Origin of the sequence: Sorangium sp. So ce128 (genome assembly GCF_051525245.1) — a bacterium.
In the GTDB taxonomy this organism is placed as follows: Bacteria; Myxococcota_A; Polyangia; order Polyangiales; family Polyangiaceae; genus Sorangium; species Sorangium cellulosum_B.
This window is the reverse complement of the sequence record NZ_CP150313.1, coordinates 113,768-135,845: the sequence shown is the minus strand read 5'-3', so window position 1 is coordinate 135,845 and position 22,078 is coordinate 113,768. Positions and strand designations below refer to the sequence as shown.

The window sequence follows — 22,078 nt, the reverse complement described above, 5'->3', positions numbered from 1 at the left end:
ACGCACCGCCGAGGTGCCTACATCGTGAGCGCGACGTCCGCCACGCTGGCGCCGTGATAGATGCGCATCCACCACGTGCCCGCCGGAAAGACGGCGCTTCGTACCCCGGCACGCCATCGTTCGAGCGCCGCACGGTATGACGCACGAAACGCTCGCACAGCGGCACCAGCGATTCGCCATGCATCGCCCTGGTTACGGCCGACGGCAAACGTCGGATTGCGATCGCGCAGCGCCTCGAAGCTCGTCGCGCGGCTGTAAGGGGAGACCGTACTGGCGCCTTTGATGCCTAATATTCGGGGCCCTTGCCGCTGCAACTCTTCATGGGCTTGCGCTTCCTGCCGCTCAAGCTCGGCCGCGACTTCACGGCGAAAGCCTTCTGGGTTGTCGTGCTCGATGGCGGGTGGTAGCGCGAGCGAAAGCGTTACTTCCTCCGGCCACTGCCGATTCTCTGGATCAAGATACACCGATGGACGCGCTGCACGGAGCACGCCACCGCCGAGCTTGCTCACATCCGACTTGGCCCCAGGCCACTCGTGCGCGTGGCGGACGAGGCCAGCGGCTACGGGGTTCGCGAGGACGTAGGCGATCTTCTCCACCACAGCCGCGCGCGTCAGCAGCCGCACCACGCTCGTGGGTTCGTGGTCCCACACCGGTCCTTCCCACGTGCGGAGGACCTTCGTTCCAAGCGCAACGATGCGGTGAAAAAACTGCAAGAAGCGCGGCAAAACGCCTTGCACATCGGTCACGACGAGGTGCAGATGCGTTGACATCGCGCAAAGAGCGTGGACTTCGATGCCAAATCGACGGGTCGAAACGGCGAGAGCGTAGACCAGGAACTGGGTGAGGGCAGCATCCGGGCGGAGAAGGAGATGCCGGCGCAGGACGCGACGGGTGATGAGGTAGGTGGCGCCGGGAGCGATCTCACGAGGCTGGCTCATGGCCGGGGCATATGAACAAATGCCGTACCAGGGATCGTGAGCAATCATTTCAATGACTTATGCCGACGCGACGGGTGCGACGGGTGGCGGCCGCCACGTGGTCCGCCACCTCGACGGCCGTCGCAGCGACGGCTGCTAGCCTTGGCGCCATCGGCTGGATAGCGGAACCTCCGGCTCACACAAACCGAGGCGCGCGCTCTGGGTGGGTGCGCGCAACCTGGGTGCGGTCGCCTGGCCTCGACCGTCGTCGGTCGCAACCCGATCACCTCAACCTGGGTGCGGTCGTGCCCCCCTCAACCTGGGTGCGGTCGTGCCCCCCTCAACCCGGGTGCGGTCGGCGGCGACCTCAACCTGGGTGCGGTCGGCGGTCGGCAACCTGGGTGCGGTCGCCGCCGAGGCACTTTTTTCTGCAACCAGCCATCAGCTACCCTCCGCCTGTGGCAACGTCAGACAGGAGCCGCGCCGAGTACCAGCGGCGGGTCAACCGCGTGGTCGACTACATCCAGGCCCATCGCGCGGAGGACCTCTCCCTCGACACGCTGGCGGCTGTGGCGGCGTTCTCGCCGTTTCACTTCCACCGCGTGTTCAAGTCCATGACGGGCGAGAACCTTCGCGAGTTCATCCAGCGAACGCGCCTCGAGACCGCGGCGAGCCACCTCGTGCAGCGGCCGCGCGCGGACATCCTCGAGATCGCCCTCGAGAACGGCTTCAGCTCGGCGAGCGCCTTCGCGCGCGCCTTCAAGGAGCGCTTCGGCATGAGCGCGTCCGCGTGGCGCAACGGTGGCGCCACGGACGCGCGCAACGCGCGGCAAGCGGATCGCAATCCGGGTCAAGTCGTGCGCAATCCGTGCAAAGCAGCGGCCTGCGCGCCCGACCAAGATGCCTCCTCGTCGGGCACGGACGCCCGCCAGGACGAGGAGGAGATCATGAACGTGACCGTGAAGACCCTGCCGAGCTACCACGTTGCCTATGTCCGAACCGTCGGCCCCTATGGCCCGGAAGGGAGCGTCGGCGAGGCCTGGCAACGGCTCGTCCGCTGGGCGAGCGCCCGCGATCTGTGGACCCCGGACCGCATCTGCCTCAACATCGCGCATGACAACCCCAAGGTCACCGAGCCTGCCAAGTGCCGCCTCGACGCCGCCATCGTGATCCCGCAGGACTTCAAGGCGGACGGCGACGTGAACGTGACCGACATCGCCGGCGGCAAGTACGCCGCGGGCGCGTGGGTCGGCGACGCGCGCGCGATCGGCGCCGCCTGGGACCAGCTCTTCGGGAAGTGGCTCCCTGAGAGCGGCTATCAGCCCGACCATCGGCCCTGCTTCGAGCTCTACCAGGGCGAGTTCCACGATCCCAAGACCAACAACTTCCGCTGCGAGCTCTGCTTGCCGGTGCGCCCGCTCTAGCTCCGGCCCCCAGAAAGCCCGGTCATCCTGCCCGGGCTCTCCTGCACCGCCTCGCCGCAACGCTGGCGGGCGGCCGGGCCCCGGTCGCCTCGCCCCTCGCGCCGCCCGTCAGAGCCAGCCGTTGCCCCCGCAAACCATCGATATTACACGACTTTCACCGGAGAACGGCGCCGCTCGCGTTTGACAGCCGGGGATCCTTGCACTAGGAGCCGACATGGCATTCATCTACGATGAGCCGAGCAGGACGTTTGGCGAGTACCTGCTCGTCCCGAATCTGACGACGAAGGGCTGCGTCCCCGCGAACGTCGATCTCACGGCCCCTGTCGTCCGGTTCAAGGCCGATCCGGGCGCGACGCCGCCGGATCCGAAGCTCGCGCCGCTCACGATCAGCGTGCCGATCACCAGCGCGATGATGCAGTCGGTCTCGGGCGCCGAGCTCGCGATCGCGCTCGCGCGCTGCGGCGGCCTGTCGTTCGTGTACGGCTCGCAGGGCATCGAGGAGGAAGCCGCCATGGTGCGGCGCGTGAAGAACTACAAGGCCGGGTTCGTCGTGAGCGACTCGAACCTGCGCCCCGACGCGACGCTCGGGGACGTCCTCGCGCTCACCGATCGCACGGGCCACTCCACGATTGCGATCACCGAGGACGGCACGCCCACGGGCAGGTTCGTCGGCATCATCACGAGCCGCGATTACCGGCTCGGCAAGACGCCGCTCAGCACGCCGGTGCGCGAGATCATGACGCCGTTCAAGTCGATCCACTGCGGCAAGGTCGGCCTCGATCTGCAGGAGGCGAATGAGCTCATCTGGCGTCACAAGCTCAACACCCTGCCCGTCATCGACGAGCGACAGCACCTCCAGTACCTGGTGTTTCGCAAGGACTACGAGTCGCACCAGGCGCACCCGCTCGAGAACGTGGATCACGAGAAGCGCCTCATCGTCGGCGCCGGCATCAACTCGCGCGACTACAGAGATCGCGTGCCGGCGCTTGTGGAGGCGGGCGCCGACGTGCTCTGTATCGACTCGTCGGACGGCTACTCCGAGTGGCAGGGCGACACCATCGCCTTCGTGAAGTCGCTCGGCAAGCCGGCCTATGTCGGCGCCGGCAACGTCGTCGATCGCGAGGGCTTCCTCTACCTGGTCGAGGCCGGCGCCGACTTCGTCAAGGTCGGCATCGGCGGCGGCTCGATCTGCATCACGCGCGAGCAGAAGGGGATCGGCCGCGGCCAGGCGTCGGCCGTGATCGAGGTGGCCAAGGCGCGCGACGAGTACTTCCAGCGGACCGGCGTCTACGTGCCGATCTGCTCCGACGGCGGCATCAGCCAGGACTACCACATCACCATCGCCCTCGCGATGGGCGCCGACTTCGTCATGATGGGCCGCTACTTCGCGCGCTTCGACGAGTCGCCCGGGCGCAAGGTCCGCGTGAACAACCAGTTCATGAAGGAGTACTGGGGTGAAGGGAGCAACCGCGCGCGCAACTGGCAGCGCTACGACCACGGCGATACCAGCAAGAAGAAGGATCAGCTCGAGTTCGAGGAGGGCGTCGACAGCTACGTGCCGTACGCCGGCAAGCTGAAGGACAACCTCGACGTCACCCTCGCCAAGGTGCGCTCGACGATGTGCAACTGCGGCGCCACCTCGCTGCGCGACCTGTACATGCGCGCGCGCCTGACCGTCGCGTCCGCGGTGAGCATCCACGAGGGCGGCGTCCACGACGTGATGCTGAAGGACACGCGCGGCAACACGCGCGAGCCCTGAGGAGCCACACAGGCCGACCGTCGCTCTGGCGCCCCGGGGCGCGCGCTCCGGTCGACGAAGCGAGCCCTCGTGTCGCGCCCCCGTCGACCTGCCGAGCGGCGGCGCGCCTCGCGCGGTGTCAGCCGCCGAGGAGCGCCCGCGTCCGCTGCTCCGCGCGGCGCCCCTCGGCGGCGAGCCGCTCGACGAAGCGCTCGACGATCGGATTGCGCCGGAAATTCTCGCGCGTCATCAGCTCGACGGGCAGCGGGTCGACCTCCGCGACCTCGACGTCGAGCCGCGAGCGCGCCACCTCGGTCAGCGCGAGCGCCGGCGCGAGGCCGATGCCGAGCCCGCCGGAGACGTACGAGACGAGGAGCGACACGCTCGACACGTCGATCGTCGAGATGGGCCGGATCCGCTCGCGATCCAGGTACGCGTCGAGCATCCGCCGCCCCACGCTGCCGGGCGCCAGCCGGAGCAGCGGCTCGTGCCGGAGCCGCTCGCGCAGCGCCGGCGCCGTGCCCTTGAGCCGCGGCCCCACCCAGAGGAACGGCTGCACGAACAGCGGCTGCTTCACGAGGTCGCCGCCCGCCGAGGACGCCGACGCGAGGCCCAGATCCACCTCGCCGCGCTCCACCCCCCGCGCGGCGTCGACCGAGTTCGCCGTCGTGATCGCGAACCGCACCGGCGCGCGCTTCTCGAGCATCTGGCGGATCACCGGCACGAGCAGCCCCTTGCCGAGGTAGTCGCTCGCCGCCACGCGCAGGGTCGTCGACGGCTCCCCCGCCAGCTCCGAGAGCAGCTCGAACACCCCCTCCGCCTGGTCGAACAGCCGCGTGATCGCGCCGAGGGCCGCCTCGCCGGCCGGGCTCAGCCGCACGCCGCGCCCGTCGCGCTCGAACAGCGCCACCCCGAAGCGCTCCTCCACCCGGCGCACCTGCTGGCTGATCGCCGACGGCGTCTTGTGCAGCCGCCGCGCGGCCTCGGCGACCGAGCCCGACCGGGCCACCATCAGCACGTCCTCGAGCGCGGGGAGCAGCGACGCGTCCATGTAGCTTTACTTAATCGATCGTGAAAAAAGTTTCATTCGACTTAATCCTCTCGCGCCCGCATAGTCATGCCGCCCGCCCGACGTTGAACCGCCAGACCGGCGGCGGCCGGCCGCCTTCGAGGGAGGCCGCTGGCGCGCCCTGGCGCCGGCGCTCGGGCCGGTCCGCTTCGCTTCGCACGCCGTCCCCTTCACCCGTATCCAGCGCACCGCGAGAGGCCATCATGGGTAAGAGTCTCTATGACAAGGTTTGGGACCTCCACAAAGTCCGCACGTTGCCGAGCGGCGAGGACCAGCTCTTCATCGGCCTTCACCTGATCCACGAGGTGACGAGCCCCCAGGCGTTCGGGATGCTCCGCGATCTCGGCCTGCGGGTGAGCATGCCCGAGCGGACGTTCGCGACCCTCGATCACATCGTCCCGACCGACAACCGCAAGCGGCCGTTCAAGGACACGCTGGCCGAGGGGATGGTCGACGCGCTCAAGAAGGCGTGCACCGAGCAGGGCGTCACCTTCTTCGATCTCGAGTCGGGGAAGCAGGGCATCGTGCACATCATCGGCCCCGAGCTCGGCCTCACGCAGCCGGGCATGACGATCGCGTGCGGCGACTCGCACACGTCGACGCACGGCGCGTTCGGCGCGATCGCGTTCGGGATCGGGACGACGCAGGTGCGCGACGTGCTCGCCACGCAGACGCTGAGCCTCCAGCGGCTCAAGGTCCGGCGGATCCAGGTGGAGGGCAAGCTCGGGCCGGGCGTCTACGCGAAGGACATCATCCTCGAGATCATCCGGCGGCTCGGCGTGTCCGGCGGCACGGGCTACGCGTACGAGTACGGCGGGTCGACCATCGAGGGGTTCTCGATGGAGGAGCGGATGACCCTGTGCAACATGTCGATCGAGGGCGGCGCCCGGGTCGGCTACGTCAACCCGGACCAGGTGACGTTCGAGTACATGAAGGGGCGTCCGTACGCGCCGAAGGGCGAGGCGTGGGAGAAGGCGCTCGAGTACTGGCGCTCGATCGCGTCGGACGAGGACGCGCGTTACGATGACGTCGTCCGGATCGACGCGAGCGAGATCGCGCCGACGGTCACCTGGGGCATCACGCCGGGGCAGGCGATCTCGGTGAAGGACAAGGTCCCGGCGGCCGAGGACGTGGCGAACGAGTCCGAGCGGGCGCTGATCCGCGAGGCGCTCGAGTACATGCGGCTCGAGGGCGGCAAGCCGATCGAGGGGACGAAGATCAACGTGGCGTTCATCGGCAGCTGCACGAACGGTCGCCTCTCGGATTTCCGGGAGGTCGCGCGGCGCATCCAGGGGCACAGGGTCGCGCCGCACGTGCGCGCGCTGGCCGTCCCGGGGTCGATGGAGGTGGCGCGCGCGGCCGAGGCCGAGGGGCTGGACCGGGTCTTCCGCGAGGCGGGCTTCGAGTGGCGCGAGCCTGGCTGCTCGATGTGCCTGGCGATGAACCCCGACAAGCTCATCGGAGATGAGCTGTGCGCGTCCTCGTCCAACCGCAACTTCAAGGGCAGGCAGGGGAGCCCCACCGGGCGCACCGTGCTCATGAGCCCGGTGATGGTCGCGGCTGCCGCCGTCCGCGGCGAGATCGCCGACGCTCGTGACGTGTTCGGAATCTGACGACGCTCGCACCCGAGGGAGATCCCAATGGCACTCGATTTGATTCAATCCGTCACCGGTCGCGCCGTTCACGTTCCGGGGGACGACATCGACACGGACCGCATCATCCCGGCGCGCTTCCTGAAGTGCGTCACCTTCGACGGCATCGGCGAGCACCTCTTCCGGGACGTGCGCTTCGACGAGCGCGGCGAGAAGCGGGAGCACCCGCTGAACGACCCGCGCTTCGCGGGGGCCACGGTGCTGATCGCCGATCGCAACTTCGGCTGCGGGTCGTCGCGCGAGCACGCGCCGCAGTCGATCGCGAAGGCGGGTTTCAAGGCCGTCATCGCCGAGAGCTTCGCCGAGATCTTCTTCGGCAACTCGACGACGCTCGGCATCCCCTGCGTCTCGGTGAGCCGCGAGGACCGCGCCGCGCTCGTGGCGCGCGTGAACGCCGACCCGAAGACCCCCGTCACGGTCGACCTGCAGGAGCAGGTCGTCCGGGCGGGGAGCGATCTCACGGTGCCCTTCACGATCAAGCCGGGCGCGCGCGAGTCGCTGATCCGGGGCACCTGGGATCCGATCGCCCAGCTGCTCGAGGGGGCCTCGGAGGTCCGGCAGGTGGCGGCGCGGCTGCCCTACGTGCGGCCCGCCTCCGCGCAGTAGCTCCGCGCTCGATCGGGGCGCTGCCCCAACCTGGGACGCGCGAGCACCTCAACATCGCGCGAGCCCCTCCGATCCCCTCAACCTGGGTCGGGTCCCTCCTCCGCTCCCTCCGCTACCTCAACCTGGGTCGAGCACCTCAACCTGGGTCGGTATCCCGACCCGGGTCGCCTCCGGCCCGCGGCGAACCTCAACCTGGGTCGGATCATCCCAGCCGGACCTCAACCTGGGTTGGGTCGTCCGGCCACAAAACCTCAACCTGGGTCGGGTCGCCCCGGGTTGGGTCGTCCGGCCACAAAACCTCAACCTGGGTCGGGTCGCCCCACCCCGCCAACTAAACAAGAAAATTCCGTTGTCACTCAATCCAATTACCTGCCGGCCCCCCCTGTGGCGCCGGTTGGCTCAACGTGACACGTAGGCAGCGTCCGCCGTCACACTATGGCCCCGTCGCGCTGGGCGGATGCGCGCAGCGGGCGCCGCGCGACCGCGAAAAGCCGGTCGATACGCGTCGCTCCGTGCGGCCGGCGACGCCGCCGAGCAGGCGGACGCGCCTGGCATGTCCGGTGCTTTATCTCCACGCGAGCTCTCCGAGTCGGCGCTGAGACGCCGCGCGCAGCAGCGCTCGCATGCTGCGGCGCAGAGCCATCGTTCCTTGATCGCGTGTCTCGCACAGGCACGCAGGATGGAGTACCCCCATGCGTTTCGCGATCTTCTCCTCTCTTATCTCGCGTTCGTCAGCCGCTCGCTCCTCTCTCCAGGGTCTGGTTGCGCTCTCCGCGCTCGTTGTGCTCACCGGCGCCAAGGGGCAGGGCTGTGGGGGCGTGGACGAGCCATCACCGCCACCAGAGCCCGACTGCGGACCTGGCTTTCACTGGGAGACGGTCTGTTCACCGTGCGAGATCGGCGAGATGTGCGAGGAGCAGTGTGTGCCCGACAGCATCTGTCCTCCTGACTGGAGCGAGCAGACCATCTGCAGCGGCGGCACCACCTCTTCGGGCCAGGGTGGCTTCGCCGGCGGCACCGCCATCCCCGTCGATCCGGGCGAGTGCTGGACCGAGTGCATCCCGCCCCAGCCGTACTGCCCGCCGGGCACGATCGAGCAGACCGTGTGCGGCGGCACCACCACGGTCGGCTCCGGCGGCTCCGGCGGCTGGGGCAGCGCCAGCGCTGTCGGCTCCGGCGGCTGGGGCGCTGGTGGCATGCCGATGCCTTCCGAGCCGTGCTGGACCGAGTGTGTGCCCGTCGAGCCCTATTGCCCGCCCGGCACAACCCCGCAGACCTTCTGCGACGAAGGCACCACCGTCACCAGCAGCACCACCAGCGGCGCCGGCGGCTCGGGTGGCTGGATGAACACCGGCGGCGCCGATGCGGGCGCGAGCCCGCCGTACCCCGGCGGCGGCTGCTGGACCGAGTGCGTGCCCACCGGGCCCTACTGCCCGCCCGGCACCACCCCGCAGACCTACTGCGACGGCGGCTCGTCCGTCACCAGCAGCACCAGCGTCGGCGTCGGCGGCTCGGGCGGCTCGGGCGGCTGGGCGGGCACCGGCGGCGCCGGCGGCGCCGGCGGGGGCACCGCGGGCGGGGGCATCGGCGGCTCCGATCCAGGCTTCGCCGCGCCGCGCCCCCCCGACGGCAGTTGCTGGACCGAGTGCGTGCCCACCGAGCCCTACTGCCCGCCGGGCACCACCCCGCAGACGGTCTGCAGCGGCACCGTCGGCAGCAGCGGCGTCGGCGGCACGGGCGCCTATGACGGCGACTGGGGCGGCTGCCGGACCGAGTGTGTGCCCACCGAGCCCTACTGCCCGCCGAACAGCATCCCGCAGACCGTCTGCGGCGGCAGCGCGGTCTCGGTCGGCAGCTCGGGCAGCACCGGCACCGGCTACGGCGGCAACGGCCCGTACCCCGGCCAGGACCCGTACCCCGGCCAGGAGTACTGCTGGACCGAGTGCGTGCCTGTCGAGCCCTACTGCCCGCCGGGCACGACCCAGCAGACCATCTGCGAAGACGGCGAGCCCGTGCCCGACACGAGCAGCAGCAGCGGCACCGGCATGGGTGGCACGCCCTTCCCCGGCGGGGGCTGCTGGACCGACTGTGTGCCCACCGAGCCCTACTGCCCGCCGAACAGCATCCCGCAGACCGTCTGCGGCGGTGGCAGCTCCGTCTCTGTCGGCAGCACTGGCACCGGCGTGGGCGCCATGCCCTACCCCGGCGATTGCTGGACCGAGTGCGTGCCCCTCGAGCCCTACTGCCCCGCGGGCATGATCGAGCAGAAGGTCTGCTCCGGCGAGAGCAGCAGCAGCACCGGCACCGGCATGGGCGGCGCCGACGCGTACCCGCCCGGCGATTGCTGGATCGAGTGCGTGGAGGGAGCCACCTGCCCCCCCGGCGCGATCGTCCGGACCATCTGCGAGGAGCCGAGCGGCGGCGGCGCCGGTGGCCCGGTCTGCCGGACCGAGTGCGTCCTGATGCTGCCGTGACGCGACGTGCGCGGGCGATCCCCCCGACAGCGGGAGGCTTCGCGAGCGAAACGCCGCCGCCCGCGCGCTGGAGCGCCGCCGCTCCCATCCGATGACCGATGACGAAGGCGCCGGGAGCGCCAGGGGAAGCACGATCCCCTGGCGCTCCCGGCGCGTCGGCGTTCCAGGACGCCACCGCCCCGGCGTTGCGCGGCTGTCATCGACCGAGGATCGTACCCGATACCAACGCACGGAGCGCCCGAGAGCACAACGTTCGAGACCGCGCCGCGACCGGCATTGAAGACGGTGGAGCGGGCCCCGAAGCAGGCGCGCCTGCTCGATCGACGTGATCCGTGCCGTTGAAGGCCGCTGGTCGATTGAAGAGCGCTTCGAGAGAGGGCGATGGGCGAGGTCCCCCTTGACCACGATGAGGCTCGCTGTTTCACCGGCGGGCACCCCCACATCCCCCTCGCGCTCTTCGCGCACGCCGTCTTGACGGTTGATCCGGCTGCCTCCGATGCTTCGAGCGGGTCTGGCGGTCCAGCGATGACCGCGATCCAGCGCTCCCCCTCTTGACGCGGCGCTCCGGAGGAGCCCCCGCCAGCCTCGTCCTCCTCCGGATTCGAGGATGCCCGCGGGCCGGTTGATTGGAATTGACATCGGCAATGTGAGCGTTCACATTGCCGTCGAGGGGTGTCCTTTCGCTTCGTCCTCCTCGGTCGCCTTGGGCACCGAACTCTTCGTCATCTGTTCGCTCTTCATCGATTTTTGCACCGATTCCATTCGCCTGGCCTTCGAGAAAGCGATTGCCGATCGAGGGTGATTGGCGCTTTGCCAAGGGCGACCCGCCAGAGAACATGACAGACATCGCGTATTCGACGCCTGTCGTGAAAGCCTGGATGCTGTCCACCGGGCATGATTTCGTCAAGAATCCGGCGAACCTGGCGGTGTGGCCGGATGGCAATCTCGGGAGCGGAGTAACCTAGTTTGCGGCGGGCCACGCTCAGACGCTCCTCGGGCGCACCGGTGTCATCCCATCGGCCCGTCCGGGGATTCGGCTGAGCCACGCGGGAGGTTGTGTGCGCACCGCGCTCATTGCGCTTCTTCATCACGGAGCCAGGCTGCGCCCCCTGGCGCCAGCCTGCTGCCAGCCGCGCAGTCCGCGCCAGCGAGCCGTGCCGCTGTAGCCGAGCTCTTGCGGTCGGTGCTCCGAGGGACCCCGCCTTGAGCACGAACAAGATCCCCGTCAGGGCGATCTGATCAGGAGTACGCGGCCGGCCGCCCTGCGGCTTCGGCTCCGTCTTCGGGAGCAACGGTTCAAGTCGCCCCCAGCGTTCGTCCGGCATCAGCTGCTTCCCCGCGCCGTATTCCGTCGCGCGCTCCGCCTCTCCCGAGCGAGGGGGCTGAGCGGGCTGTCGCCAGGCGCTCTCATGCTGATTCAGCGGTGCGAAGCGAGGGCGAAACAGCTCCGCGCCCCGACCGCATGGAGGCAATCCGCGCTCTTACAGCTGACATAAATCATCGAAGTCAGGAGAACTATTATGATCTCTGTTGCTTGCGAGGAGTCATGCAAAACTTGATTAACCGTTATCTCTACGCGGTTCTGATCGGCCTCTTGCCGCTCGGCAGCGCATGCTCGGGCGAGTCCAACAACCCCGGTCCGGGTGCCAGCGGCACGTCGACCAGCGCCGCTGGCACGACCGGGATGGGAGGTGGTGGGTCAAGCACGACCGGGGTCGGCGGCGCCGGCGGCGGTGCCGGCGGTGCCGGCGGTGCCGGAGGCGAGGGAGGCGGCGACCAGCTCGAATGCCCGCCTGCGCCGCCGGAGACCGGGCTCTATACCGCCGACGCCAACGGCATTACATTCAACCTGGAAACCGGCCTATTGAGACTGGAAGTCTGTAACGAAAGCATAATCAGAGTCCAGTACGCCACGGATCCTTCGCTCCCCGACAAGACGTCTCTATCTGTCAATAAGAAGTGGGGCACACCGAGCTTTTGCATCGCAGAGAACTCGGGAACCGTGACCATTACGACCTCACGCTTGAAGGCCAATGTCGACACGACCAACGGCCTGGTCACCTATACCGACTTGAACGATAGCGTCATCCTGGCGGAAGACAGCAAAACCTTGACACCCGCGACCATCGAGGGTGTCAGGACGAATCGCATCGAGACCTCCTTCGATTCACCCGCCAACGAAGCGTTGTTCGGTCTTGGCCAGCACCAGGACGGCGTAATAAATCGCAAAGGAACGACTCGACGTATCATCAACGTCAACACGGAGATCAACGTTCCGGTGCTGGTGTCCAACAGGGGCTACGGGATCTTCTGGGACAACTATTCCGCCTCGAACTTCGACGGGACCAAGTCCAACAACACCAAGTACAGCTATTCGTCCGAAGCTGGCGAGATGGTGGACTACTACTTCTTCTATGGTCCAAGCATCGACCAGGTCGTGGCCCAATACCGCACCGCAACCGGCGCAGCCCCGTTGTTCCCGAAGTGGGCTTACGGGCTCTTCCAGTCGAAGGACAAGTACGGTAGCCAGGCCGAGCTGCTGAGGATCAAGGACGGCTACCGCAACAACAACATTCCGGTCGACTGCATTGTTCAAGACTGGGACTACTGGAATCCGTACGCATGGGGCTCCCACTTCATGGATCAAAACCGCTATCCAGATCCAGCAGCCCTCGTCTCCGAGATGCATGAAGCCAATGTTCATACGATGATATCGATCTGGCCGTTGTATGAACGCGTGGATAGGGAGACGAAGGCGGGAGAGATGGCCAACTACAATGCGCTCGACGACATTGGAGCGCTGTTCGCCAGCGGCGGCACGCACCATTTCTATGACACATTCAACCCCGACGCCAGAGCTCTGGTGTACCAGCAGATCCATGATCGCCTGCTGGGGCCGCATGGCTGGGACGGCATCTGGGCCGATAACACCGAACCCCAGGGCTATCCGGACCCCGTCAACGTGCGGGCGGCTGATACCGAGCTCGGCAAGGGGGCGCTGTACGTGAATGCTTATCCCCTGGGACACTCCCAGGCGTTGTACGAGCATTGGCGTGCCACCGGCCCGAAACAGAAGCGAGTCTACGTCCTCACCCGCAGCGCCTTTGCCGGCCAGCAGCGATATGCCACGACGTGCTGGTCGGGAGACATTGACAGTAATTTTCAAACCTATACCAGGCAGATCCCTGCGGGGCTCAATTTCTCGATCGCGGGGATGCCCTATTGGACCACTGACATAGGCGGGTACTGGGGCCACAACGTGGACTGGACCACCAGCGCGAACAATGAACTCTTCACCCGCTGGTTTCAGTATGGCGCCTTCAACCCGATCTTCCGGATACATGGCGGCGGGACAAGGGAATTGTACAGCAACAGCTGGAGCGCCGCCACCAAGGCCAATCTCCTCAAGATCGACAACCTGCGCTATCGGTTGATGCCTTACATCTACTCGTTGGCATGGAAGGTGACCAGCGAAGGCTACACCATGATGCGGCACCTGGTCTTCGATTATCCCAATGATGAGAAGGTATTCGGCATCAAGGATCAGTTCCTGTTCGGCCCTGCCTTCCTGGTCAATCCAGTGACCACCGCGGGCGCTACCAGCCGCTCCGTCTATCTTCCCGCGGGTACCTGGTACGATTTCTGGACAGGCGCGACGACAGACGGCGGGCGTACGGTTTCGGCCCCCGCGCCGCTGAGCGAGATGCCGCTCTACGTCAAAGCGGGCTCAATTGTCCCCATGGGTCCCAGCATTCAGTATGCAACGCAGAGCATCGACCCGCTGGAGATCCGGATCTATACAGGTCAAGACGGGTCCTTCACTATTTACGAGGACGAGGGCGACACCTACAGCTATGAGGAGGGTCAATACTCGACAATCCCACTCACATGGGACGACTCTGCCAAGACGTTGACCATCGGCGCAAGGAAGGGAAGCTATCCCGGAATGCCGGCCAGCAGGACGTTCAGGATCGTGCTGGTAGGCTCCAATCATGGCGCCGGCGTCGACGTCACGGCTGCTCCGGATCAAATGGTCACGTACAACGGCTCAGAGGTTGTTGTAACCGCAAACTGAGCGACGGCTGTTGACGCTCAGGCTGATGGATGGGGCGGCCGTGCGACGGCCGCCGCCGCCCTGAGCGACACCGCTCCGACGGAAGAAAAGACGCGCCGGAAGCGCCGGGGGAATTTCAATCCCCGTCGCTTCCGGCGCGCCCGTACCTGAACCCGAACGCCCACGCCGGGAACACCGTGGCCGCGAAGCCCGCGCCGAGCCCGTAGAGGACCTCGTCGAGCGGCACGCCGAGCAGCGCCCTCCCCGGCAGCAGCACGCTGGGCCGCCAGGTGCGCTCGAACACGCCGGGCACGAGCGCCGCGAAGACGAGGCACAGGCCGAGGTAGAGCGCCGCCGACAGGAGCGCTCCGAGCACGCCCGGCACGAGCAGATCGCCGCGCAGCGCGGCGAGCGCCGCGGTGACCCCCACCATCGCCGCCACCGACGCATAGAGCACGGGCACCCCCGCCGCGAGCAGCGCCCCGGCCACCGCGATCGCGATCGCGATCACCGCCGCCGCCCGCCGCCACGGCCGCGCCCCCTGCGCCGCGCAGGGCACCGGCGCGCGGCGGAACACAACGGCATAGACGGTCGAGGAAAATCCGCTGAGCCCGACGACGAACAGCACGTCCTCGATGCCGAACCCGATCCGATCGGCCAGGTCGAACAGGAACTTCGGCGCCCAGTACCTCGGGTAGAACAGCCGCTCGGTCGCCGCGAACGGCAGCGAGGCGAGCGCCATCCGCTTCATCAGGGGGCGCAGATCCGGGCGCGCGAGCCAGATGACGCCTCCTGGCAGGAGGAAGAGCAACGAGAGCAGCAGGAACTCGTGCGACATCGCGCCCTCGCTCCTCAGCGCGCGGCGAGGGCGATGAGGGTCGAGCCGACCAGCGACAGCGTCGCCGCGCCCGCCGCCGCGACCCGGACCAGCAGCAGGCGCGAGCCCGGCGGCGCTGGACGGGCCAGCAGCACGACGAGCGCCGCCACCGCCGGCGCGAGCAGGCCCGCCCCAGGGCTCAGGCCCACCGCGCCCAGACCGACCGGCGCGAGCACGAGCGAGAGCCCGTTCAGGAGGACCACACACCGCGCCGCCCGCTCTCCGCCCACGCGCACGGGCAGCGTCCGCTTGCCGCTCTCGCGATCCGAGGGCTCGTCCGGGAGCGCGGTGGCGATCGCGCAGCCGAGGTGGCTCGGCAGCAGGAACGCGAGCAGCGCGAAGGGGAAGCGCGCGGGGTCGCCCCCCTGGGCGATGTAACCGTAGAGCGGCAGGACCGCGCCGACGCCGACCATCTGGAGCAGCTCCCCGCCGCCGCGGTACGACAGGCGAAGCGGCGGGTAACTGTAGGCCCAGAGGAGCAGGAGCGCCGCGATCGCCAGGAGCACGAGGAGCGGCGCTGCGGCCGTCGCCAGCGCCGCGGCGAGCGCCGCCGAGACGGCCACGAGCGCCGCGGCGCACACGACGGCCGCGGCGCCGAGCGCGCGGGGCGAGAGGCGCCCCTCGACCAGCACGCGCGAGCCGCCCGAGAAGGGCGTGGCGGTCCGGTTGCGGCGATCGGTCTCCTGGTCGGCGACGTCGTTCGCGTAGACGATGAAGAGCTGGTTCAGCAGGCCGAACAGCTGGACCGCCGCGAGCGTCCCCACGTCGAGCGGGCGGCCGGCCGCCCGCGCGCCGACGAGCTGCCCGAGCAGCAGCGGGAGCGCGATGCTCGGCTGCGAGGCCAGCCGAGACGCATCGAGCCACGCTCGAAGCGCGCCCGGCCGGACGCTCATCGCCCCTCGCCCCGCGACAGGCCGAGGCGATCGGCCAGCTTGGCGCGCAGATCGGTGAAGGGGAGGTCCCAGCGGCGCTCGCCGTCGAGGCGCCAGGCCTTGAGCGGGATCAGGTCGACCTGCGCGAGCAGGCAGTGGAGCTGCGACTCCTCGGGCGGCTCGCGGATGAACGAGAAGGGGTTGCGGTACTCCCGGCCGTTCAGCTGCGAGTACTTGCGGTCGTTGCTGGCCACGAGCTCGACGAGCGTCCTCTGCCGGCCGTCGAGGTAATCGAAGAACGAGACGTCGAAGGGCCCGATGCCCGCGCGCTCCTCCGGCTTGCGCATCACCCAGCGAGCCCAGTCGTAGCCATAGAGGAAGTCGTGCGCATAGCGGAAGCGCAGCTTCGACTTGTTGCCGAAGCCCAGGCAGAGCGACACCACGCGGCGGGCGAAGTCGCCGATCGCGGGCGCGCTCCCGGCCTGCCACAGGCAGCAGGCCAGGTAGTCGAGATCCCAGAAGATGTTGTCGGGGAAGTTGTCGGCGACGGCGCAGATCACCTCGCCGAGCCCGCGGGCAAAGGCGCGCACCCGCTCGGCGTCCTCGCTGCCGTTCACGATCTGCTCGACCAGGGCGACGGGGGTGGGCGCGCACGGCCGGCCCGGCGCGACCGAGGCCCGCGCGCCCAGCAGAGGCGTGAGGCGCGCGAGCGCGTCGCGCTCCTCCGGGGGGATGACCGCGACGCCCGTCATGTCGGCCCTCCCCCGGCGCGGAGCCCGGCGGCGAGCACGGCCGCCGACAGGGCGGCGATGCCCCACTGGATCGCGCGGTGGAGCTCGCGCTTGTAGGCCGCCTGCGCGGCGAAGGCGTTCGTCACCGCCTCGGGGCTCTTCTCGAGGAGCCGCGCCCTGAAGAAGAGCGCCACGGCCGCCGCTGGCGCGACCGACCAGAGGGGCGGCGCGTCCTCGGCGAGGAGGGACGCCGCGAGCCAGAGGAGCGGGCCGAGGCCGGCGAGGGCCTCGGTGACCCGGCGCGTGGCCGCATTGCCGAGCAGCGTGGCCACGGTGCGCTTGCCGCCGGCGCGGTCGCTCTGCTCGTCGGACAGCCCGCTGGCCAGCGCGCTCGCCAGCGCGAGCACGAGCAACCCCGGCAGGAGCGCGACGAGCCACGCCGGCGCCAGCACGCCACACTGGGCATACGCGTGCAGCACGGGGAGCACGCCGCCGACGCCGGCCATCTCGAGGAGCTCGCCGCCGCCGCGGTAGTTGAGCCTGAGAGGCGGCAGCGTGTAAGCGACGAAGACGAGCTGGCCGAGCGCGGCCAGGGGGAGCAGCAGCGGGCGATCGAGCGCGGCGCCGGCCACCCAGGCCATGAGCAATGCGGAGACACCGGCCCCGAGCCCGGCGAGCAGGAGGGCCTTCGCGGGAAGGATGCCGTCCGGGATGGTCTTCGGCGAGCAGCCGTCCGGGAACATGCGTCGCTTGAGGGCGTCCACCTCGCGATCGCCCCAGTCGTTCAGGAGCACGACGAAGGCGACGTCGGCCATCATCCACAGCGCGCCGAAGGCGAGGGCCCCTGCGGACAGCCGGCCGGCGACGGCCGCGCCCACCGCGTGCCCGTACACGGCCGGGACGAGCACCTTGGGCCAGCTCGCGGGTTTGAGCGCGTACGCCCACCGCGCTCCAGGGCTCATCGACTCGAGGCGCATGGATCAGCTCTCTCTGCTGCTAGCACAAGAACATCCACGCTCAGGGGCTACATGAGCCCGTCCGGAAAACGGACCGCCTTCCGCCGGGCACGGCAGCGTTTCCTTCCACGCCGATCTGCGCCACCTTACTCCCCCGACAGCCTCCCCCACGCGACCCAGTGCGGCACGTCCTCCTCCCCTCCCCGAGCCTGGCCGGCGCGCTCCTGCCGCGCGCCCCCGGGCAGCGCCTCGAGCCCGCGCGGAGGCGCGCGTGACCGCCGACGCGGTCCGATCGCGCGGCGCGCGGGAGCTCGCGGATGAGCCCGCCCGCCGCCGCATCCGCGACGATCTGCGGACGACGCTCGTCGTCGAGGCCGCCGCGGGCACCGGCAAGACCACCGCGCTCGTGTCGCGGATCGTCGCCGTGCTGCGGAGGGCGCCCGAGGAGGGCGGCGGGACGCTCGATCGCATCGTCGCGGTGACCTTCACGGAGAAGGCGGCCGGCGAGATGAAGCTGCGCCTCCGGGCCGAGATCGAGCGGGCGCGCAGCGACCCGGGCGCGGGCCCGGCGGAGCGCGCGCGGCTCGACGAGGCGCTCGCGCACCTGGAGGCGGCGCGCATCGGGACCATCCACTCCTTCTGCGCCGACCTCCTGCGCGAGTGGCCGGTCGAGGCGCGCGTCGACCCGCTGTTCCAGGTCGCGGCCGCGGATCAGGCCGAGGCGCTCTTCGACCAGGCCTTCGACGCCTGGTTCCAGCGCACCCTGAACGACCCGCCCGAGGGCGTGCGCCGGATCCTGCGCCGCCGCCCGCGCGACGGCGCGCAGGGCCCGCGCGACCTGCTCCGGAGCGCGGCGTTCAAGCTCGCCGAGCACCGCGACTTCACGCGCCCCTGGCGGCGCGATCCGTTCGACCGCGAGCGCGCCATCGACGAGATCCTGGACCGCCTCGCGGCGCTCGCGGACCTGGGCGCCGAGGCCGACCGGGAGGGCGACTACCTCGCGCAGAGCCTCCGGAACCTCGACCGCTACCTCGCGGAGCTCCGCCGCCGCGAGGAGGTGACGGGCGGGCGCGACCACGACGGCCTGGAGGCCGAGCTCGGCGACGTCGCGCGCTGGAAGGAATGGCGCTGGAAGGGCTCAGGCAAGGCGTTCGGCGGGGATCTCACGCGCGCCGAGGTGCTCGCGCAGCGCGACCGCGTGAAGGTCGAGCTCGACGCCGTGCTCACGGCCGCGAGCGCCGATCTCGCGGCCTGCCTCTCGCGCGAGCTCCGGCCGCCGATCGAGGCGTACGACGCGCTCAAGGCCCGCGCCGGCAAGCTCGACTTCCTCGACCTGCTGCTCTGCGCCCGGGACCTGCTCCGCTCGAGCCGCGGCGTGCGCGAGGAGCTCAACCTCCGCTTCTCGCACCTCTTCGTCGACGAGTTCCAGGACACCGACCCGCTCCAGGCCGAGATCCTGCTCCTTCTCGCGGCCGACGACCTCTCCGAGGCCGACTGGACGCGGGCGCGCCCGGTGCCCGGCAAGCTCTTCGTGGTCGGCGATCCGAAGCAGTCGATCTACCGCTTCCGCCGCGCCGAGGTCGCGCTCTACGAGGCGACCAAGGCCCGGCTCGTCGCGTGCGGCGCGAGCGTCCTGTACCTGTCGACGAGCTTCCGCAGCGCCCCGTCGATCCAGGAGGCCGTCAACGCGGCGTTCGCGCCGCTGATGCAGGGAGGGACCGCGGAGGGCGAGCGCGCCGCGACCCAGGCGCGGTACGTCGCGCTCGAGCGGTTCCGGGACGATCCGCCGGAGCAGCCGACGGTCATCGCGCTCCCGGTGCCGCGGCCTTACGGCGACTTCGGCAAGATCTCCGATTTCCGTGTGCGGCAGTCGATCCCGGACGCGGTCGGCGCCTTCGTCCACCACCTCATCCACGGCGGCGCGGGCGCCGGCGGTGCGTCGGGCGCGCGGCGCTGGACGGTGACGGAGCGCGAGCGCCCGGGCCAGCGGGTGCCGCTCGAGGCGCGGCACATCTGTCTTTTGTTCAAGCGTTTCCAGACGTTCGGGGAGGACGCGACCCGCGCCTACGTGCGGGCGCTCGAGGCGCGGCGGATCCCGCACGTGCTCGTGGGCGGACGGTCGTTCCACGATCGCGAGGAGGTGATGGCGGTGCGGAGCGCGCTGCTCGCGATCGAGTGGCCGGACGACGAGCTCAGCGTCTACGCGACGCTGCGCGGGCCCCTCTTCGCGCTGACGGACGACGTGCTCCTGCTCTACCGCGACCGCTTCCGGCGCTTGCACCCGCTGTTTCGACCGCCGGACGACGGGGCGCTCGATCTCGCGGTGGAGGGCGGGGCGCGGCCGCTCCGGGAGGTCGCGGAGGCGCTCGCGGTGCTCGGGCGGCTGCACCGCGAGCGCAACCGGCGGCCGATCGCGGACACCCTCGGCGGGCTCCTCGACGAGACGCGCGCGCACGCGGGCATCGCGATCTGGCCGACGGGGGAGCAAGCGCTCGCGAACGTGCTGCGGGTGATGGATCTCGGGCGGCGCTTCGAGGCGGCCGGCGCGACGTCGTTCCGCGCGTTCGTGGAGCGGCTCGAGCTCGACGCCGAGCGGGGTGAGGTCGCGGAGGCGCCGGTCGTCGAGGAGGGGACGGAGGGCGTGCGGATCATGACGGTGCACCGGGCCAAGGGGCTCGAGTTCCCGGTGGTGATCCTGGCGGATCCGGCGTCGCCGGCGGCGCACCAGCTCCCGTCGCGGCACGTGGATCCGGAGCTCGGCCTGTGGGCGGAGCCGATCGCCGGCTGCGTGCCCGCGGAGCTCGTCGAGCGCCGCGACGAGGTGCTGCGCCGCGATCGTGAGGAGGCGGTGCGGCTCGCGTACGTGGCGGCGACGCGCGCGCGCGAGCTCTTGGTGGTGCCCGCGGTGGGCGACGCGCGCCCGGGCGACGGCACGAGCGACGGCTGGCTCGACGTGCTCCACCCGGTGCTCTACCCGGCGCCGCGCGAGCGACGGAGCCCTCGGCGCTGCGAGGACCTCGGCTGCCCTCCGTTCGGTACCGACACGGTGCTGGAGCGCCCTGCGCGGTGCGAGGCCGACGAGCGGGACGCAGTCGCGCCCGGGGAGCACGCGCCGATGGCGGGCTCGCACCGCGTGGTGTGGTGGGATCCGGGGGCGCTGGATCTGGATCGCGAGCCGGAGGCGGGGCTGCGGCAGCAGCGGATCCTGCAGGCGGACGCGAGCGGCGCGGCGGCGGGCGCCGGGCCAGCGAGCGGCGCCGGGGTCCTCGGGAGCAGCGGGGCGACGGCGAGCGCCTTGCTGACAGGAGAGCTCGGGCAGCGCGGGCACGAGGCATGGCAGGAGGCGCGGCAGCGGGCGATCGTGGACGGCTCGATGGCGGCTGTCCGCGTGAAGACGGCGACGGAGATCAGCCACGAGGCGGCGGAAGCGGCAGCGGCGGCGGCCGGAGCGGGGACGGCGGCCGCGCAGCGGAGCGGCGGCGGAGCGGCGCGCGGGGAGAGGGCGGACGCGCTGCCGGTGATCTCGTTCGAGCAGACGGAGATCGCGCGCGAGGGACGGCCCTACGGCAAGCGGTTCGGGACGCTGGTGCACGCGGTGCTGGCCGAGGTGGATCTCCGGGCGGGCGAGGACGAGGTAAGGACCGTGGCGGCGGCGCAGGCGAGGCTGCTCGGGGCGCCGGCCGAGGAGCTCGACGCGGCGGTCGCGGCGGCGGTCGCGGCGCTCGAGCACCCGCTGCTCCGGCGCGCGGCGGAGAGCGCCGCGCGCGGGGCGTGCGAGCGGGAGACGCCGCTGCTCCTGCGGCTCGAGGACGGGACGATCGCCGAGGGCATCGTCGACCTCTCGTTCCGAGAGAGCGTCGGCGACGTGGGGATCTGGACCGTGGTCGATTTCAAGACCGGCTCCGACGCGGGCACGGCGCACGCGGCGCAGGAGGCGCAGGTGCGGCTCTACGTGCAGGCGATCGCGGAGGCGACGGGCGAGAGGGCGAGAGGGGTGGTGCTCAGGGTGTGAGGGGCGCCGGCGCCACGCGCCGGCGATCGGCGGCTCAGATCGGCTCCCACACCGTACGGATCCTGAACTTTCGCGTCGGGAAGCTGCTGCCATTGCCGGTTCGGGCGGTGGCGACGACGCGGTAGCTGTGGGTGGCCACCATGGGCGTATAAAACTTGAGTCCGTAGCTGAGGCCAACGTTGCAGCCCACGCCATTGACATAGTTGCCGCGTCTCTGCGCCATCTCTGCGGGGACCATCACCCCATCATCCTCGTAGTACAGGGTGGCAGCCAGAAACAGATCGCGGCACGCCTCCGGGTCCGTCGGCAGGGTGTCCGCCCAATCCACGTACGTATTCAGCTCGTGGTTGGGGCCGGGCGCCGGAGTGAAACCGGCCTCGTAGCCGACAACGTCGACCGCCAGGCTCTTGTAGCAGCCCGCCGTGGTGTACGTCTGCGGCGAGTAGTAGTTGTAGCCACCAATGTAGGTCGTCACCGGAGCGACGGTAGCGCACGTCGCCTCGCTGTACGCCTGCTCCACCTCAGCGACGTCCTCGTCGAGCGAATCGACCCCGTCGACCTCATCGTCCTGCATCTCCACGGCGCAACCCGTGGCGGCCATCGCGACCATCGAAGCGAATAGACACCCCACCACGGCATGAGTTCGGCTCATCGTGCCACTCTCCATGTACAAAGCGTATGAGTACGGCGTCTCGA

15 protein-coding genes are annotated in these 22,078 nt (G+C 69.9%); 8 read left to right on the top strand and 7 right to left on the bottom strand.

Translation table 11 applies throughout. The annotated features are described in order from the left end of the window. Positions 1–17: 17 nt before the first annotated feature. A complete protein-coding gene (locus tag WME82_RS00505) occupies positions 18–938 on the bottom strand; it encodes a transposase (protein ID WP_438041216.1) in 921 nt (306 codons plus the stop codon). A 437-nt stretch (positions 939–1,375) separates the two neighbouring features. Between WME82_RS00505 and WME82_RS00500 the strand changes: the two genes are divergently transcribed. Together WME82_RS00500 and WME82_RS00495 are read left to right on the top strand one after the other, a co-directional pair. Further along, positions 1,376–2,341: an AraC family transcriptional regulator gene (locus WME82_RS00500; RefSeq protein WP_438041215.1), complete on the top strand. Its 966-nt coding sequence runs from the start codon at positions 1,376–1,378 to the stop codon at positions 2,339–2,341. 214 nt (positions 2,342–2,555) lie between these two features. Next, positions 2,556–4,100, top strand: a complete 1,545-nt coding sequence (locus WME82_RS00495; protein WP_438041214.1) for an IMP dehydrogenase — start codon at positions 2,556–2,558, stop codon at positions 4,098–4,100. 118 nt (positions 4,101–4,218) lie between these two features. On the opposite strand, the gene WME82_RS00490 is transcribed toward WME82_RS00495, so the two are convergent. Then, positions 4,219–5,130, bottom strand: coding sequence for a LysR family transcriptional regulator (locus WME82_RS00490; RefSeq protein ID WP_044963587.1), 912 nt, complete (start codon positions 5,128–5,130; stop codon positions 4,219–4,221). Between the two features lie 221 nt (positions 5,131–5,351). Here WME82_RS00490 and leuC point away from each other — a divergent pair, with 221 nt between their 5' ends. From leuC to WME82_RS00465, 5 genes are all read left to right on the top strand, one after another. Next, positions 5,352–6,761, top strand: coding sequence for a 3-isopropylmalate dehydratase large subunit (leuC, locus tag WME82_RS00485; protein WP_438041213.1), 1,410 nt, complete (start codon positions 5,352–5,354; stop codon positions 6,759–6,761). A 27-nt stretch (positions 6,762–6,788) separates the two neighbouring features. Then, positions 6,789–7,406, top strand: a complete 618-nt coding sequence (leuD, locus tag WME82_RS00480; protein ID WP_438041212.1) for a 3-isopropylmalate dehydratase small subunit — start codon at positions 6,789–6,791, stop codon at positions 7,404–7,406. A gap of 923 nt (positions 7,407–8,329) precedes the next feature. Next, on the top strand, positions 8,330–9,880 hold the full coding sequence (locus WME82_RS00475; RefSeq protein WP_438041211.1) for a hypothetical protein: 1,551 nt from the start codon (positions 8,330–8,332) through the stop codon (positions 9,878–9,880). A 785-nt stretch (positions 9,881–10,665) separates the two neighbouring features. After that, positions 10,666–10,845: a hypothetical protein gene (locus WME82_RS00470; protein ID WP_438041210.1), complete on the top strand. Its 180-nt coding sequence runs from the start codon at positions 10,666–10,668 to the stop codon at positions 10,843–10,845. A gap of 581 nt (positions 10,846–11,426) precedes the next feature. Further along, positions 11,427–13,955: a glycoside hydrolase family 31 protein gene (locus tag WME82_RS00465; RefSeq protein WP_438041209.1), complete on the top strand. Its 2,529-nt coding sequence runs from the start codon at positions 11,427–11,429 to the stop codon at positions 13,953–13,955. 115 nt (positions 13,956–14,070) lie between these two features. Here WME82_RS00465 and WME82_RS00460 read toward each other — a convergent pair whose 3' ends face one another. The 4 genes from WME82_RS00460 to WME82_RS00445 are packed head-to-tail and all read right to left on the bottom strand — an operon-like array spanning position 14,071 to position 17,391. Next, entirely contained in the window at positions 14,071–14,772 is a 702-nt protein-coding gene (locus tag WME82_RS00460) for a lycopene cyclase domain-containing protein (RefSeq protein WP_438041208.1), read from the bottom strand. Positions 14,773–14,786: 14 nt separating this feature from the next. Next, the gene (locus WME82_RS00455; protein WP_437743596.1) at positions 14,787–15,704 is read right to left on the bottom strand and encodes a prenyltransferase; all 918 of its coding nucleotides are present in this window, start codon (positions 15,702–15,704) and stop codon (positions 14,787–14,789) included. After that, positions 15,701–16,435 carry a ferrochelatase gene (locus WME82_RS00450; RefSeq protein WP_437743595.1) on the bottom strand — a complete coding sequence of 245 codons (735 nt, stop codon included), beginning with the start codon at positions 16,433–16,435 and terminating at the stop codon, positions 15,701–15,703. Before WME82_RS00450 ends, WME82_RS00455 begins: the two co-directional genes overlap by 4 nt. Further along, entirely contained in the window at positions 16,432–17,391 is a 960-nt protein-coding gene (locus tag WME82_RS00445; protein WP_438041207.1) for a prenyltransferase, read from the bottom strand. Before WME82_RS00445 ends, WME82_RS00450 begins: the two co-directional genes overlap by 4 nt. Before the next feature lie 250 nt (positions 17,392–17,641). Between WME82_RS00445 and WME82_RS00440 the strand changes: the two genes are divergently transcribed. Next, entirely contained in the window at positions 17,642–21,382 is a 3,741-nt protein-coding gene (locus WME82_RS00440; RefSeq protein ID WP_438041206.1) for a UvrD-helicase domain-containing protein, read from the top strand. Between the two features lie 34 nt (positions 21,383–21,416). Here WME82_RS00440 and WME82_RS00435 read toward each other — a convergent pair whose 3' ends face one another. Continuing rightward, positions 21,417–22,034, bottom strand: a complete 618-nt coding sequence (locus WME82_RS00435) for a hypothetical protein (protein WP_438041205.1) — start codon at positions 22,032–22,034, stop codon at positions 21,417–21,419. Positions 22,035–22,078: the final 44 nt, after the last annotated feature.

Coding starts and splice junctions, on each gene's coding strand:
- WME82_RS00495 (WP_438041214.1), top strand. CDS start 2,556: ATGGCATTCATCTACGATGAGCCGAGCAGGACGTTTGGCGAGTACCTG.
- WME82_RS00490 (WP_044963587.1), bottom strand. CDS start 5,130: ATGGACGCGTCGCTGCTCCCCGCGCTCGAGGACGTGCTGATGGTGGCC.
- leuC (WP_438041213.1), top strand. CDS start 5,352: ATGGGTAAGAGTCTCTATGACAAGGTTTGGGACCTCCACAAAGTCCGC.
- WME82_RS00465 (WP_438041209.1), top strand. CDS start 11,427: ATGCAAAACTTGATTAACCGTTATCTCTACGCGGTTCTGATCGGCCTC.
- WME82_RS00450 (WP_437743595.1), bottom strand. CDS start 16,435: ATGACGGGCGTCGCGGTCATCCCCCCGGAGGAGCGCGACGCGCTCGCG.
- WME82_RS00435 (WP_438041205.1), bottom strand. CDS start 22,034: ATGAGCCGAACTCATGCCGTGGTGGGGTGTCTATTCGCTTCGATGGTC.
- leuD (WP_438041212.1), top strand. CDS start 6,789: ATGGCACTCGATTTGATTCAATCCGTCACCGGTCGCGCCGTTCACGTT.
- WME82_RS00460 (WP_438041208.1), bottom strand. CDS start 14,772: ATGTCGCACGAGTTCCTGCTGCTCTCGTTGCTCTTCCTCCTGCCAGGA.
- WME82_RS00445 (WP_438041207.1), bottom strand. CDS start 17,391: ATGCGCCTCGAGTCGATGAGCCCTGGAGCGCGGTGGGCGTACGCGCTC.
- WME82_RS00455 (WP_437743596.1), bottom strand. CDS start 15,704: ATGAGCGTCCGGCCGGGCGCGCTTCGAGCGTGGCTCGATGCGTCTCGG.
- WME82_RS00505 (WP_438041216.1), bottom strand. CDS start 938: ATGAGCCAGCCTCGTGAGATCGCTCCCGGCGCCACCTACCTCATCACC.